12 protein-coding genes and 3 pseudogenes are annotated in these 14,649 nt (G+C 69.8%); 10 read left to right on the top strand and 5 right to left on the bottom strand.

What is annotated here, in order from left to right; genetic code table 11:
* The first annotated feature begins 247 nt into the window (after positions 1 to 247).
* Positions 248 to 1,480: a cytochrome P450 gene (locus VJT49_RS01970; RefSeq protein WP_324162500.1), complete on the top strand. Its 1,233-nt coding sequence runs from the start codon at positions 248 to 250 to the stop codon at positions 1,478 to 1,480.
* Positions 1,481 to 1,754: 274 nt separating this feature from the next.
* Here the strand turns inward: VJT49_RS01970 and VJT49_RS01965 are convergent.
* Positions 1,755 to 2,027 (bottom strand): annotated as a pseudogene (locus VJT49_RS01965) (hydantoinase/oxoprolinase family protein); the annotation flags it as partial.
* 736 nt (positions 2,028 to 2,763) lie between these two features.
* Here VJT49_RS01965 and VJT49_RS01960 point away from each other — a divergent pair.
* The 4 genes from VJT49_RS01960 to VJT49_RS01945 all read left to right on the top strand — a co-directional run bounded on the left by VJT49_RS01960 (position 2,764) and on the right by VJT49_RS01945 (position 6,567).
* Positions 2,764 to 2,949 (top strand): hypothetical protein, encoded by a 186-nt coding sequence (locus VJT49_RS01960; RefSeq protein ID WP_324162498.1) that lies wholly within the window; start codon positions 2,764 to 2,766, stop codon positions 2,947 to 2,949.
* Positions 2,946 to 3,641: a PaaI family thioesterase gene (locus VJT49_RS01955; protein WP_324162496.1), complete on the top strand. Its 696-nt coding sequence runs from the start codon at positions 2,946 to 2,948 to the stop codon at positions 3,639 to 3,641. Before VJT49_RS01960 ends, VJT49_RS01955 begins: the two co-directional genes overlap by 4 nt.
* Before the next feature lie 164 nt (positions 3,642 to 3,805).
* Positions 3,806 to 5,182 carry an acyl-CoA dehydrogenase family protein gene (locus VJT49_RS01950; protein WP_324162494.1) on the top strand — a complete coding sequence of 459 codons (1,377 nt, stop codon included), beginning with the start codon at positions 3,806 to 3,808 and terminating at the stop codon, positions 5,180 to 5,182.
* 254 nt (positions 5,183 to 5,436) lie between these two features.
* On the top strand, positions 5,437 to 6,567 hold the full coding sequence (locus tag VJT49_RS01945) for a Gfo/Idh/MocA family oxidoreductase (RefSeq protein WP_324162492.1): 1,131 nt from the start codon (positions 5,437 to 5,439) through the stop codon (positions 6,565 to 6,567).
* 594 nt (positions 6,568 to 7,161) lie between these two features.
* Here VJT49_RS01945 and VJT49_RS35010 read toward each other — a convergent pair.
* The 3 genes and pseudogenes from VJT49_RS35010 to VJT49_RS35005 form a co-directional block, all read right to left on the bottom strand.
* Positions 7,162 to 7,440: pseudogene (locus VJT49_RS35010) on the bottom strand (carboxylesterase family protein); the annotation flags it as partial.
* A 213-nt stretch (positions 7,441 to 7,653) separates the two neighbouring features.
* Entirely contained in the window at positions 7,654 to 9,117 is a 1,464-nt protein-coding gene (locus tag VJT49_RS01935) for a glycoside hydrolase family 3 C-terminal domain-containing protein (protein ID WP_324162522.1), read from the bottom strand.
* Between the two features lie 187 nt (positions 9,118 to 9,304).
* Positions 9,305 to 10,036, bottom strand: a pseudogene (locus VJT49_RS35005) (glycoside hydrolase family 3 protein); the annotation flags it as partial.
* Positions 10,037 to 10,578: 542 nt separating this feature from the next.
* Between VJT49_RS35005 and VJT49_RS01925 the strand changes: the two are divergent.
* From VJT49_RS01925 to VJT49_RS01915, 3 genes are read left to right on the top strand one after another with little or no spacing between them, the layout of a single operon-like run.
* The gene (locus VJT49_RS01925) at positions 10,579 to 11,172 is read left to right on the top strand and encodes a sigma factor-like helix-turn-helix DNA-binding protein (RefSeq protein WP_324162488.1); all 594 of its coding nucleotides are present in this window, start codon (positions 10,579 to 10,581) and stop codon (positions 11,170 to 11,172) included.
* Complete coding sequence (locus tag VJT49_RS01920) at positions 11,169 to 11,525, top strand: YidH family protein (protein ID WP_324162486.1); 357 nt, start codon at positions 11,169 to 11,171, stop codon at positions 11,523 to 11,525. Before VJT49_RS01925 ends, VJT49_RS01920 begins: the two co-directional genes overlap by 4 nt.
* Complete coding sequence (locus VJT49_RS01915) at positions 11,522 to 11,803, top strand: DUF202 domain-containing protein (RefSeq protein WP_324162484.1); 282 nt, start codon at positions 11,522 to 11,524, stop codon at positions 11,801 to 11,803. Before VJT49_RS01920 ends, VJT49_RS01915 begins: the two co-directional genes overlap by 4 nt.
* 3 nt (positions 11,804 to 11,806) lie before the next feature.
* Here VJT49_RS01915 and VJT49_RS01910 read toward each other — a convergent pair whose 3' ends face one another.
* Complete coding sequence (locus VJT49_RS01910) at positions 11,807 to 12,226, bottom strand: YkvA family protein (protein WP_324162482.1); 420 nt, start codon at positions 12,224 to 12,226, stop codon at positions 11,807 to 11,809.
* Between the two features lie 184 nt (positions 12,227 to 12,410).
* Between VJT49_RS01910 and VJT49_RS01905 the strand changes: the two genes are divergently transcribed.
* Positions 12,411 to 13,373: an MBL fold metallo-hydrolase gene (locus VJT49_RS01905; protein ID WP_324162480.1), complete on the top strand. Its 963-nt coding sequence runs from the start codon at positions 12,411 to 12,413 to the stop codon at positions 13,371 to 13,373.
* Positions 13,370 to 14,649 (top strand): FAD-dependent monooxygenase (locus tag VJT49_RS01900; protein ID WP_324162478.1); only part of this gene is annotated, 1,280 nt, incomplete at its 3' end. The genes VJT49_RS01905 and VJT49_RS01900, both read left to right, overlap by 4 nt.

Here is a 14,649-nt window from a genome sequence, read left to right as displayed (position 1 = left end):
CGCGTTGTGAAGCCGGGGCGGACGATCATCAGCACGGTGACCGCGGCCCACACCAGGCTGACCAGGCTTCCGCACCGGCCTTCGGGCCGAGGGCGGCACCCTGAATCTCACGCTGGCGGCGGGCAGCGCGGTGGTGATCACCTTGGGCTGCTGAGGCGGAAGGGCCTGGGACGGCGTTTAAGGTAATTGACTTATCAAGGTGACCCTCTTAGCGTAGCGGTGGGACTTCGCTGAGTGAGGAGCGGTCATGGTTTCCGAGACCACCGAGACCACCGAGACCATCCCGGACTACCCCTTCGACAAGCCCGGCCCGCTGGAACCGCCCGAGGAGTGGGCCGAACTGAGCCGGTGCCCGGTCGCGCACGTCCGCATGCCCAGCGGCGACGTCGTCGGGCTGGTCAACGGCTACGAAGAGGTCCGGGCCGTGATGTCCGATCCCCGGTTCACCCGCAGGCTCGACCGGCCGGGCGCCGCGCGGATGGCGACCACCGAGGACGGCGGGACGTTCAGCCGCCCGCCCGCCGAGGGGGTCGACATCAACGAGGGTGCCGGGCATCGCCGGTGGCGGCGGCTGCTCAGCCGGTCGTTCACGGTCAAGAAGATGGAGGCCTACCGGTCCACGATCCAGCGGTTCGCGGACGAACTGGTCGATGACATGCTCGCCAAGGGCGCGCCGGTGGACGTGATGAGGGAGTTCGGCCTGCCGCTGCCGGTGCGGGTGATCTGCGCGCTGCTGGGCGCGCCCGCCGAGGGCAAGGACCGCTTCGCGCACTGGTCGCAGGTCAGCCTGACGCTGACCAAGTACAGCCAGGAGGAGGTGGACCGGGCCCAGCGGGAGTTCACCGGCTACCTGTCCGACCTCGTGGAGGTCAAGCGCGCGAACCCGGGTGACGACCTGCTGTCGGAGCTGACGATGATCTGCGACGCGGACGATGGCAGGCTCAGCCGCGCCGAGGTCATCGCCACGGCCCAGGGGGTGCTGGTGGCCGGGCACGAGACGACCTCCAACATGATCGGCAAGATGACGGCGATGCTGCTCTCCGAGCGCGCGCGGTACGAGGCCGTGTTCGCCGATCCCGGACTGGTTCGCGGCACCGTGGAGGAGGTCCTGCGCCTGGACACCAACATGGGCGTGGGTATCCCGCGGTTCATCAGCGAGGACATCGAGGTCGGAGGCTGCCCGGTCCCGGGGGGCACGACGCTGATCGTCAACCCGGGCACCGCCAACCGGGACGACCGCAAGTTCGCCGAACCCGAGAAGTTCGACCCCTCCCGGGCGAACGCCGCCCAGCACCTGACCTTCGGCGCGGGGCCGCATTTCTGCATCGGCCAGACGCTGGCGCGTGTCGAACTCCAGGTCACCCTGGAGACCTTCGTCCGGCGGCTGCCCACGTTGCGGCTGCGGGACGCCCCCGAAACGCTGCGGCCGCGGAGCGGGGTCATCGTGGGCGGGCTCGAAGAAGTCTGGGTCACCTGGTAGAAGGCGCGCGAGTCGGGCTTTCGTGCGGGGCGAGTCGGGCTTTCGTGACGGGCGAGTTCGGCCTTCGTGACGGGGGTGTTCGGCTTTTGTGACGCGTGTTCGGGCTACCACAGGACAGGGACGTTTTCGACACCACCGGTGACGCGGTTGGCGCGGTTGGCGCGCACCTCCAGGGTGTCGACGTCAATGGCGAGACGCAGGCCGGGGAACCGGCGGAACAGCGACGTGAAGACACGGTGCGGATACCCAGCGAGTCGGCGACTGCGCACGCATGCTGGCCGCCTGCGCCGCCGAAGGTGGTGAGCACATATCCGGTGCTATCATGTCCTTTTTGGACAGAGATCTTCTCCGCGTTGGCCATGTTCATCACCGCGATCCGCCGGTAACCTTCGGCCACCTGCTCCGGTGTGCGCTCGTCCCCGGTCTGCGCGCGAATGTCAGCGGCCAGTTCGGCGAATCGGTGCCGGACGATCTCGGCATCCAGGGGTTGGTCGCCGTTCGGGCCGAACACGGCGGGGAAGTGACCGGGCTGGATGCCGCCGAGCATCACATCGGCGTCGGTGACCGCCACTCATGGCGCCGGCCTCGTCGTTCCCTTCGATCGGGCACCGGCGAGAGCCTCGCCACCAGCGACGATTCCGGAAACGCCGGATCCGCCACCACCCGCGCGTCCCGGCGGCGGACAACTCGTCAAGGACAGGACCGATCGACGATACAGTGGACACGAGCGCGGCTCCGGACACGATCCTTCGGCGTAAGCACCTGAAAGATCACCAGAAGCCGTGCTCACCCGTTGACCCGCCCCCACCGAACCCGAACCAGAGACAAAAACGGACATTCCATTCAAAAGATCGAAACGCCGGGGCGCTGAGTGAATCAGGACCTCAACAACCCAGATTCTCCCAATCCAGAAGGTACTTTCTCATTCAACGCACCGGACACCACCCCAACCGGCCCACGGATCAAGGCTCAGGACCCGATTTTGTGTCAACAGCAGCCGTCCGGGTGACGTCGGAAAGATTCTCCCGCGATCGCGACCTAAGTCGTGGGCTGTTCAGCGCAGCGCCTCTCAGCCGGACGTCGCCAGTACGGAGATCTCGGTGGAGTCCCTGTTCGGGCCGCTTTGCCTTCTCGGAGAAATGGTCTGCTCGCGGCGCCGGCGAATCGATGGAGCTTGCCCCCGATCCGGCTCGAACGTATTCGGAATTCAGGCCCGGACACGGTGAATGAGTCATCGTGCTACGTTGACGCGGATTGACCGGCGTGCGGTGGGAGGAGCGTCCATGGGCCACGGCCCGTTGGCCGGGTGCGGGGTACTGGAAATCACCGGCAGCGAACACCCCGGCCCGCGTACCGTCCTCGCCATGGCCCAGCGTGCCGGCGTGCTCATCGAGGGCAACCGGCCGGGTGATCTCGGGCCGAGTCGACGCGGATCTTCGCCCGCTCCCGCGCCTGCGTCGCGCCCGTGACGAGCACGCCCCCTCCCCAGTCCGGGCAGGACAGCGAAGAGGTGCCGGCCGGGCGGGGCGGCCGGCCGGGTTCACCCGCCGAAGAGTCCTTGGCGGACCGCCGCGCGGCCGTGGCCGAACTCGGCGAAGCGCTCCGGTCGCTCGTCGATCTGGCTACCCGGACGGAGGCCGGCACGGAGGTGATCCGCGAGAGCGCGCGGCGGCTGCGTGCCCTCGCCCCCGCGCTTCGGGCACGGACCCGCGCGATCACCGAGCCGGCTTCCGTGGACGATCTGCTGGGCGGAGTGCGGATGCTCAACCCGGTGATCGGGGCGGGTAACGCGATCGCGCCGCCGCTGCGTGTCGAGATGCGTGAGGACGGCGCCGAAGGAAGGTGCATGCTCGGCCCGGCCTACGAGGGACCGCCCTCACACGGGCACGGCGGGATCAGTGCCCTGCTGCTCGACCAGGTTCTCGGGCATGCCGTGGCGTCCGGCGGCAGGCCCGGCGTGACGCGGGAGCTCAGCCTCCGGTACCTGCGGCCCGTGCCCCTGGACGTCCCGCTCCGGGTGTGGGGACGGGTGGTCGAGCTCGCCGGACGGCACACGCTGGTCAAGGGCGGCATCACCACGGTCGGCGAGCCGGAGGTTCCGCTGGTGGAGGCCGAGGGACGGTTCGTGGGGCTGCGGCGGGACCAACTTCGGCCGATGTAGGCCAGGTCCGCGAGCCCCGGCGTCAGGAATCCGGGCGCCGGGGCTCGACCGGTCGAATCCGCAACTCGCGCGCCGGCGTTTCCCGGGGTAGTCTGAGATTTACCCCACAAAACAAAAGAGCGGCAATTCCAGGCTTTTATCCGAAATTGAGTCGGGGTAGTGTCATGGCTATCGACTTCACCCTTACCGAGAAACAACGCGAAATTCAGCTGGCCGCGCGTTCGTTCGCGCAGAACCACCTGGCCCCGATAACGGACCGGATCGATGCGGAACCGGATCCGCTGAAGGGATTCCAGCTCACCAAGGACGCTTATGCCCAGGCGTGCCGGCAGGGCATCGCCTTCTCCATGCTGCCCGCGGAATACGGCGGGGGCGGCCTGTCGAATGTGGACTTCGTGATCGCCGCCGAAGAGATCCAGGCGGTCGATCCCGGATTCGGCACCACCGTACTGGTGAACGGGCTCGGCCTGCTGCCGGTCTGGTACTACGGAACCGAGGAGCAGAAGAAGCGGTTCATCGGCACCGCCACGGCCGACACCAGCGGTGAGTTCATCGTCGGCTACGCGGCCAGCGAACCGGCGGGGACTCCGGGCGGCACCGCGAACTTCGACGCGCCCGCGATCAACGGGGCCGGTATGCACGTCACCGCACTGCTCGACGGGGACGAGTACGTCATCAACGGCCGCAAGTACTGGCCGTGCAACGTCGGCGGCTGGGACAACCAGGGCGCCAACTTCAACCTGGTGATCGTGCGCACCGACCCTGCCGTGGGCGGCACCGCCGGGCTGTCCGCGATCATGGTCGAGCGGGGCACGCCGGGCGTCACCTACCGCTCGATCAGCACGTCGGCACAGCGCAGCGCACCCAACTGCGAGATCGTCTTCGACAACGCGCGGGTCCCGGCAGGAAACCTGATCGAGGGCACCCGGGGCAACGGGGACCTGGTGATCAACCGCAACTTCGCGTGGTCAGGGCCGGTCGCCGGGATCGGGGCGGTGGCCGTGGCGAGGGCCGCCTACGAGGAGGCGCTGCGGTGGGCCAAGACCTACACCGCGGGCGGGCCGATGCCGATCATCAACTACCAGTACCCGGGCTACGTCCTCGGCGACGTCGCGGCGAAGATCGAGGCCGCCCGGTACTTCTGCTGGAAGTCGGCGCACTATCTGGACCAGCACGGGTACCACGGTGAGATGCTCGGGGCGATGTGCAAGATCCACTGCACGGAGATGATGTTCGACTGCGTCTACAAGTGCATGCAGGTCGTCGGCGTGAACTCGGTCGACCGCAAGCACCGGTTCGATCGCTACCTGCGTGAGGCGGCCCTGCTGCCGCTCTACGACGCCGGGAACTTCGGTATGCAGCGGCGCCGGGTCCACGGCGTCATGGTCGACGACACGTTCAACCCGCGGGCGTTCATGGACGACGAGCCGGTCGACTTCACCAAGGGCATGGAAGGCATCGACACGATTCCGGGTCCGAAGACGGACGAAGTGAGTATTCCCGCGCCCACACCCGCCGAACCCGACTTCGTCCGGCACTAGCGGCTCGTCCTGCAACCTGGCTCAGGTGATCGTGCGGCCGCTTCGAGCCCGGGTGCGTGAACGAAGGTGGGGGCAACTCGCGGGACTGAAAGGGCGACTTCCGCGAGTTGCCCTGTCATTTCCGGAACAAGCATCGTCTGCGCCGCACGAGCGTCTCGCCCGCGAATGTGCCCGAAAGCCAAATGCGGCGTCTTGTGCCCGGCACCGGAATCATGGAGCGTCATCGGGAGTCTTCGAGCGGGAGGTGGGTCAATTTGCCCCGGGTCGCGATCGTGGGTACCGGGATGATCGGGGCGGTGCACGCCCGCGCGGTGCGGGCCGTCGGCGCGACACCGGCCGGGGTCCTGGGCTCGACCGCCGAACGTGGCGCCGAGGTGGCCCGCGTCTGGGACGTGCCGGTGGCCTATCCGGACTTCGACGCGCTCCTGGCCGACGACGGCATCGACGTCGTGCACCTGTGCACGCCCAACGTCCTGCATGCCGCCCAGACCGAAGCGGTCCTGCGCGCCGGGAAGCACGTCGTCTGCGAGAAGCCGCTCGCCACTTCCGTCGCCGATGCCGAGCGGGTTACCGCCCTCGCGGACGAGTGCGGGCTCCTGCTCGCGGTGCCGTTCGTCTACCGGTACCACCCCTTGGTACGTGAGATCGCCGCGCGCGCCCGGCAGGGGGAGTTCGGCGGTTGGCACCTTCTCCACGGCAGCTACCTGCAGGACTGGATGCTGCCGCGGAGCGCGGCGTCGTGGCGGGTGGACCCCCGCATGGGCGGCCCGTCGCGAGCCTTCGCCGACATCGGTTCCCACTGGTGCGACCTGGTCGAGTGGGTCGCGGGCGTCCGGTTCGGCGAGGTCGTCGCACGGCTGGCCACGACCATCGGTTCGCGGCCGGAGCGCTCGGCCGCCAGCTTCAGCCGCGAGACTTCCTCCTCGCCGCTCGTCCCGGTGCGAACCGAGGACGTGGCCACGCTGCTGCTGCGCACCACCGACGGAGTACTCGGCGCACTGACGGTGTCGCAGGTGTCGGCGGGACGGAAGAACCGGCTGTGGTTCGAACTCGACGGCACGCGTGGCAGCGCGGTGTTCGACCAGGAGAACCCCGAAACCGCCTGGCTGGGTGACGAACGCGGCGCCCGCATCATCGTGCGGGACCCCGGTCAGGGCTCGGCCGAGCAGCGAAGGCTGTCGACACTGCCCGCCGGCCACGCGCAGGGTTACGCCGACTGCTTCACGGCGTTCGTCGCCGACACCTACGCGACCCTCGCGGGCGGAAAACCGGAGGGCCTGCCCACGGGCGCCGACGGGGTGCGTTCGGCCCGGCTGGTGGAGGCGGTGCTGCGCTCGAACGAAACCCTGAGCTGGGAGGCAATCCGAGGAAACTCGGCATGCTGACGGCCTGCCTGCCCGGACTGCCGCTCGCGGAGCGCGCGCGGCGGGCGGCCAGCGCTCCTTGACCGTCGCCTGGCTCGCACACGCAAGTCCCCTCTCGCTGCGCCCGAGTTCCCCGTTCGCGTCGTGTGGATTCCCGTTGGCACACCGGGAATGGGGACTCACGCACGGCGAACGTGGAACTCGCGCAACGGGAGTGGGGGACTCGCGCACGCTTCAGGCTCCCGCGGAGTTCCAGAAGTCGCAGGAGTGCTCGGCCTCCACCTGCCTGTCGGACAACAGAACCGACGCGCCGCCCGCATGCAGCGACATCACCTTCGCGGTACGGCTGAAACCCGACCAGTACGCCGGTCCGGCCGCCCAGGGCGAGCCGCTGTGGGCGAACGCGCCCCACGCGTGCACCATGTCCGAAGAGAGCCGCCGTTCGGCCGGGGTGAAGGCCGGCGAAATCGCCCGCGATCGCCACCTGCCGCGGATCGCCCCGGAACGAGGCGATGTTCCGGTTGACCCAGCGCAGCGCCGCCTGTTGGTCCAGGAAGCCGTAATCGCGCCCGACTGCCCGGCCTCACTCGTCAGCGCGGAGTGGGCCGGGAAGCCGAACACGCCGAGCCGGTAGTTGATGGTGACGACCACGGTCGAAGTTCGCGTGGCGATCAGGCTTCCGTCGTACTGGTTGGCGCCGCCGTTGGTCAGGCCGCCGCCGTGGATCCAGAACAGGACCGGCAGCCGCTGCCCGGGCGGGATGTTCGCGGGCCGGTGCACGTTGAGGTACAGGCAGTCCCCGGTTTCCGAGCGCGGGCCGTTGGTGCTGGCCGTCGCCGGGCACCGGTTGCCGTAGGCGACGGCGTCGCGGACGCCCGCCCAGCGCGCCGGGGGCCGCGGTGCCTGTCAGCGCAGGGACCCGACGGGAGGCCGGGCGTAAGGAAGGGAAACTGTCCACGCCATCGTCGGCGGCGTCGCGGACGAACCCGCTCTCGGTCCGGGTGACCGGCGCCGCGCGCCCGGATTCGCCCGCGGTCACGGCACCACCCGGCGCGGAAACGGCAGGAGCGAGCACTGTCAGTCCACTTAGGAGCAACCTTGTCACGATTACCTCCCAGTCGGCGTGGTGGTTCGCAGCCGGATGTCTCGCGAGGACGAGCCCACGAAAACCTCCCGCCGTCCGGTGGCCCGGACCCAGCCTCCGCGCTGGACGGACCAGTACGACAGCGCACGGCCGGTGACCTTGACGGTGACCGTCCGGCGCTCACCCGGGCGCAGTTCGACGCGCGCGAACCCGGCCAGGTGCCGCGGCGGCATCGGCACCGGTGCCGGGTTCGGCGGGCCGACATAAACCTGGGGAACCTCGGCGCCGGAACGGTCGCCGGTGTTCTGGACGGTGAAACTGACCTCGAAGCCATCACGACTGTCGCGCACCTTCAGCTCGCGATAGTCGAACCGGGTGTAGGAAAGCCCGTGGCCGAACGGGAACAGCGGCGCGATTCCCATGGCGTCGTAGTGCCGGTAACCGACGAAAACCCCTTCGCGGTAAACGGCGTGGCCATCAACGCCGGGATAGCGTTCCGGGGCGGCGACCGGGCTGTCTTCGGCCCGCTTCGGATACGTGACCGGCAGTTTCCCGCCGGGGTTGGCTTCGCCGACCAGCAGGGCGGCCGTGGCGTCGGCCCCTTCCTGACCGGGATACCACATCTGCAGCACCGCGGCGGTGCGGTCCAGCCACGGCATGAGCACCGGATCGCCGACGTTGAGCACGACGATGGTGCGCGGATTCGCCGCCGTGACGGCCTGGATCAGCTTGTCCTGGTCCTCGGGGAGCGACAGGCTGGACCGGTCCTGCCCCTCGGTGCCCTCGTTGAACGCGAACAGCAGCGCGGTCCTGGCGGTGCGGGCGACCCGCGCCGCTTCGTCGATCGCCTGCTGCCGCCGTTGAGGGGTGACCCAGGCGAGCCGCACCTGCAGTGGGGTCGTCGCGCCGGCGGCCGCCCTGATCGTGATCGCGTACGGCCGGCCCGCGGTCAACTCGACCTGTTGACCCGCGTTGCCGAGCCCGTCGGCGGTGCGGATCAGCCGGCTGTCGCCGCCGATGATGGCGTCCACCGAACCGATCTGGGTGCCCTCCAGCGTCAGGGTGATGGAGCCCCCCAGCGTCTGGGTGCCACCCGCGCCCTGGATCCGAAGATCGTGGACACCGCTTTCCGGCGGGGTCAGTGTGCCGGCCCAGGTCCACGAACTCCCCGCCGGAAGCGCGGCGGAGGAGGTGTAGTCCACCTGGCTGTCCGCCTGGGTGGCGCCCCCGGCCTGGGCGCGCCGGAGCGACAGCGCCGACGCGGGCACCGCGACGCCATCGAGATCGACGCCGGGCGCGAACTGGATCCCGCCGCCGGGCCCGGCACGGCCGCGCAGCACGTCCAACACGCTGTCGGCGCGTGCCGGGATAACGCGGGCGCTGCCGCCACCGCCGATCAGCGGGGTTCGCGCGGTCGGGCCGATCACCGCGAGAGACCGCAAATCGGACTTGGCCAGCGGCAACGTGTTCCGTTCGTTGCGGAGCAGGACCGCGCCCGCGCCCGCGACTTCGCGGGCCGTCCTGGCCGGTGCGGGGCCGGTGCGGGGCCGGTGCGGGGCCGGCGGGCGGGCGGCTTCGCCGGGGATCCAGCAGGCCGAAACGTCTCATTTGGACGAGAATCCGGCGCACTGCTGTGTCCACAATGGCCTCTGTGAGGCTGCCGTCGCGGACGGCGGCCACCAGTGCCGAGAAGTTCGCGTCCCCGGGCATCTCCATGTCCATGCCGGCTTCGAGCGCGGCCGGCCCGCTGTGGGTGGCGAACCAGTCGGACATCACGAAGCCCGCGAAACCCCAGTCGGTGCGCAGTATCTCGGTCAGCAGGTGGCGGTTTTCCGTGGCGTACACCCCGTTGAGCCGGTTGTACGAGACCATCACGGCGCCTACTCCCGCGTCCACCGCCGCTTCGAAAGCCGGTAGGTAGATCTCGCGCAACGTGCGCTCGTCGACGTCGGCGCTGATGGTCTGCCGGTCGTTCTCGAAGTTGTTGGCCGCGAAGTGTTTCACTGTCGCGATCACCCCGGCGTCCTGGATGCCGTGGATCTCGGCGGCCACCAGCGTTCCGGCGAGCAGCGGATCCTCGCCGAGCGTTTCGAAGTTCCGCCCGGCCTGGGGAACGCGGACGATGTTGGTCATCGGGGCGAGCAGCACGTCGATGCCGAGGTCGCGGCCCTCCCGCCCGATCGCCGCGCCGTAGGCCCTGGCCAGGTCCGGCGAGAAGGTCGAGGCCAGGGCGACCGGGGCCGGCATGGCGGTGGCGTGCCGGGTGATCCGGATCCCCGCCGGGCCGTCCGACAGCCTGAGCGCGGGAATGCCGAGCCGGGGGACACCGCGAACGTAGCCCGCTGCGCCGAGCGAGGCGGGATCGGTCGCGCCGTGGAGCAGCGAGACCTTTTCTTCGATCGTCATCGCGCGGATAAGCCAGTCTATCCCGGCGCCGGCCGGTGACGGGGTGGCCGTCGAGCCTGGTCGTGCGGTCGACGACCGCGGCCCGGCGATCCCCCTAACCTCGCGAGTCCGGCTTTCGGGCCGGGTGAGTCGGGGTCTCTGGCCGGGTGAGTCGGGGTTTCGGGTCGGGTGTGTCGGGGTTTCGGGTCGGGTGTGTCGGGGTTTCGCGGGGGCGAGTCCGGCTTTCGCATCGGGTGAGTCCGAATTTTGTGGATCACGCGGCTGTCGAAGACCTTCGAAGCCATGGAACGCGGTGAACTCGCCCCACCTCGAAGCCTGGACTCGCCCGTCTCGAAACCCCGACTCGCCCCACCTCGAAATCCGGACACACCCGTCTCGAAATCCGGACACACCCGTCTCGAAACCTGGACTCGCCCGTCTCGAAACCTGGACTCGCCCCACACGAAACCCGGACTCGCCCCACACGAAACCCGGACTCGCCCTGTTCAGACACCGGGGCGGACGGGAACGGAGCGCGGGCGCGAAATGGCAAGATGCCAGCCGTGGAGGACAGCACACTCGAGTTGGCGCGCATGCCACCGCGCCAGGCGGCCACGCTCGTCCTGCGTGACGTGCTCGGCTTCACCGCCGACGAGGTGGCGAGCATGCTCACCACCACTCCGACCGCGATCAAGGGCATCCTGCAACGTGCCCGCGCGTCGCTCGACCACCAGCTCGGCGACACCGGCCGGACCCGGCCCGGATCCGCCGAGGAGCACGAGCTCGGCCGGCGTTTCGCCGAGGCGTTCGTCGCCGCCGACATCGACCGGGTCATCGCGCTGCTGACCGACGACGCGTGGCTGTCCATGCCGCCGGCGCCGCACGAGTACCACGGTCTGGCGGCGATCGCGGAATTCCTGCGTGCCGCCGTCACCTACCGCGGCGGCCGCCGGGTGCACCTCGTGCCCGTCCGCGCCAACACCCAGCCGGCCTTCGGCAGTTACCTCGGCGAACCTTCGAATCCGATCGCGACCCCTGGGGGAATCTTCGTGCTCAGCATGGCCGGGGACCGTATCTCGTCCCTCGTCCGGTTCCACTTCGACGAACTGTATCCGCGGTTCGGGCTCGCCGAAACGCTCCCGGTGCCGGTCCGATGAGCCCGAAATGGTACGAGGAGGGCGAAGAGCCGGACTACCGGTTCACGCTGGCGAACGAGCGCACCTTCCTCGCGTGGCTGCGCACGGCGCTGGCACTGCTGGCCGGTGCGGTGGCACTCACCCAGCTCGTGCCGCCGTTCACGGTCGAGGGCCTGCGAACGGGCCTTGCCGTGCTGCTCGCGGTGGTCGGGACCCTGCTGGCCGCCTTCGCGTACTGTCGCTGGGCGCGGGTGCAGCACGCGATGCGACAGGGCAGGCCGCTGCCGATGACCTGGCTGCCGGTCGCGGTGAGCTGGGCCGCCGCGGCGGTCGGTGCGGTCGTGGTCGCCATTGTCCTGATCCAGATCCGATGAGCCCGCGCGATCGGGGTCTGCAGCCCGAGCGCACGGCGCTGGCGTGGCAGCGGACCGGCCTCTCGGCGGCGGCGGTCGGGGTGCTGCTGCTGCGCGGCGGGATCATCCGGGGCGCTCCGCTGGACGTCGCGGCCGCCGTGTGCCTGGCCGGCGTTCTCGTGCTGACGGGCGTGGCCGGTCGCCGGGGCTCGTCGCGGCGGTTACTGCTGTTCACGACGGTCGCGGTGGCGGCCGCGAGCCTGCTGGCCACCGCGCAGTTGGTGATCCGGCCCCAGTAGCGTTTATCGGGCCCGGTCGAGTCCGGTGAGACGGGTGAGCACGGCGAACCCGTCGTCGGTGCCGGGCCAGTGCTCGCGCACGACGTCCAGCCCGGCCCGGCGGACGACGCCGCGCAGCACGGCGGTGACGATGATGACGTCGTCGGCGTAGCCGAGCACGGGGATGAAGTCGGGGATCAGGTCGATCGGGATCGCGAGGTAGGCGAGCAGCAGCCCGAGCCGGATCCGCACCCCGCGGGACAGTGCCCGGTCGGTGGCGAGCCGCCGCACCAGGCGGAGGACGTCGGGCAGCACCCTCAGCGCTTCCCGGAGCAGCCCGCCGGGAGGCCGGAGGATCAGCAGCGTGACGACCAGCACGACCCACAGCAACAGCAGCGCGGCGGCGACGCCGAGCAGCACGTCAAGCCAGAACGATCCGGTCACGGCAGGCCACGATACTGGGTATCCGGCCAAACCAGGGCAAATAATCAAAGATTTGATTAAAGGATGAGTTCATTGGCCGGCTGATCTTGGGTGGTTGGGTGACCAAGTCTTTTGTCTATGAAGAATCTGCGTTACGATCCGCACCAGAATGTAGTCAAATATTTGATCAAAGAGGGTGCTGGCTGTGGCTCAGAAGGCTTTCGCGTCATCAGCGGATCTGGGGGACAAGGAGCACACCCTGGAGGTGCTGGCCGACGGGGTGTACGCGCTGACCGCCGAGGGCGATCCCAACGTGGGCGCGATCGAGGGCGAGGATTTCCTGGTCTGTTTCGAGGCACTGGCCACGCCCGTGGTCGCCCGGGACTGGCTGGCGAAGCTGCGCGAACACACGGACAAGCCGGTGCGGTACCTGGTGCTGTCGCACTATCACGCGGTGCGGGTGCTGGGGGCCTCGGCGTTCGACGCGGAGGTGGTGGTGGCGCACGAGAACACCCGGGCGCTGGTCGCCGAACGCGGCAAGCAGGACTGGGAGAGCGAGTTCGGGCGGATGCCGCGGCTGGCCAAGGGGGCGGAGTCCGTGCCGGGGCTGACCTGGCCGACGCTGACCTTTTCGGACCGGCTGACCATCGATCTCGGCGGCGACCGGGGTGAGCTCGTCCTGCAGTACTGCGGACGTGGTCACACCGAGGGCGACATCGTGGCGTGGCTGCCGCGTCAGCGTGTCCTCTTCGCGGGGGACCTGGTGGAGGCCGAGGCGGCGCTCTACACCGGTGACGCCTTCCACCGCGACTGGGCATCGTCCACATTGGACCGCGTGCGCGGGTTCGGCGCGGAGGCGCTGGTGGGTGGCCGCGGCGCGGTCAGCCGGGGCCGGGAAGCGGTGGACGCGGCGATCGAGCAGACCCGGCACTTCCTGCGCGTGATGATCGACGAGGTCGGCGCCGTGCAGAGCGCCGGTGGCACGCTCAAGGAGGCCTTCGAACGCACGCACGCGGCGCTGGCCCCGCGATACGGCCAGTGGCCGATCTTCGAGCACTGCCTGCCCTTCGACGTGTCGCGCCTGTGGGACGAGCTCTCCGGGATCGAGCGGCCGGTCATCTGGACGGCGCAGCGCGACCGTGAGGTCTGGGACCAGCTGCAGTCATGAGGGTCGCGATCGTGGGGAACGGGCCGGTCGGGCAGACGACGGCCCTGCTGCTGGCTCGCTGGGGCGTGCCGGTGGTGCTGGTGGACGGCCGCCCCGAGCGTGATCCCGTCGGTTCCAAGGCGATCTGCCAGCAGGGCGACGTGCTGGACGTGTGGGAGACGGTCGGCGCGGGCCGCCGCATCGCGGACGAGGGCGTCACCTGGACGACCGCGCGCACCTTCTACCGGGACCAGGAGCTGTTCGTCTACACCCTCGGCGAGGCCGGGCGTTCGGCGTTCCCACCGTTCGTCAACATCTCCCAGGCCCGCACCGAGGAAATCCTCGACGAGCGGATCGCGGCCGAACCGTTGGTCGATGTCCGGTGGAACCACCAGGTCACCGGGATCACGCAGGACGACGGCGGGGTGAGCCTGACGTTCGCGGACGGGGGGACGATCCGGGCGGACTACGCCGTCGCCTGCGCGGGGGCGCGCGGCGACGAGGTCCGGCGGATGCTCGGGACCGGTTTCGACGGCTACTCCTTCGACGACCGGTTCCTCATCTGCGACATCCGGGCCGGGCTGGCAGGCTGGGCGCATGAGCGCCGGTTCTACTTCGACCCGTCCTGGAACCCCGGCCGCCAGGTGCTCATCCACCCCTGCCCCGATTCGGCCTTCCGGATCGACTGGCAGGTGCCCGGCGATTTCGACCTCGCCGCCGAGGAGGCCGGCGGGGCGCTGGACCGGCGGATCCGGGCGATCGTCGGGGACGCGGGCTACGAGATCGTCTGGAAATCCGTCTACCGGTTCCATTCGCGGGTGGTGGACCGGATGCGGGCCGGGCGGGTGCTGCTCGCGGGCGACTGCGCGCACCTCGTCTCGCCGTTCGGGGCGCGCGGGCTCAACTCGGGAGTCGCGGACGCCGAGAACGCGGCCTGGAAGCTCGCGTTCGTGCTGCACGGCTGGGCCGGCGAGGAGCTGCTGGAGTCCTACCACGACGAACGGCACGCCGCCGCGCTGGAAAACCTCGACGTCACCACCGCCACGATGAACTTCCTGGTGCCGCAGAACGAGGAACAGCACCGGGTGCGGCTGTCGGTGTTGTCGTCGGCGGCCACCCAGGAGGCCGTGCGGGCGCGCGTGGACTCCGGCCGGCTCGCCGAGCCGTTCTGGTACACGGCCTCGGCGCTGACCACACCCGATAGCACGCGCCCGTTCGCCGGGCGTCCGCCCCGCGGCCAGGTTCCCCCGGCGGGCCCGGGGGTCCTGGTGCCCGACGTGCCGCTCGCGTCCGGCGG

The organism is Amycolatopsis sp. (genome assembly GCF_035276945.1).
Taxonomy (GTDB): Bacteria; Actinomycetota; Actinomycetes; order Mycobacteriales; family Pseudonocardiaceae; genus Amycolatopsis_E.
The sequence above is the reverse complement of the archived record's forward strand: the minus strand, read 5'-3'. Positions and strand labels throughout refer to the sequence as shown.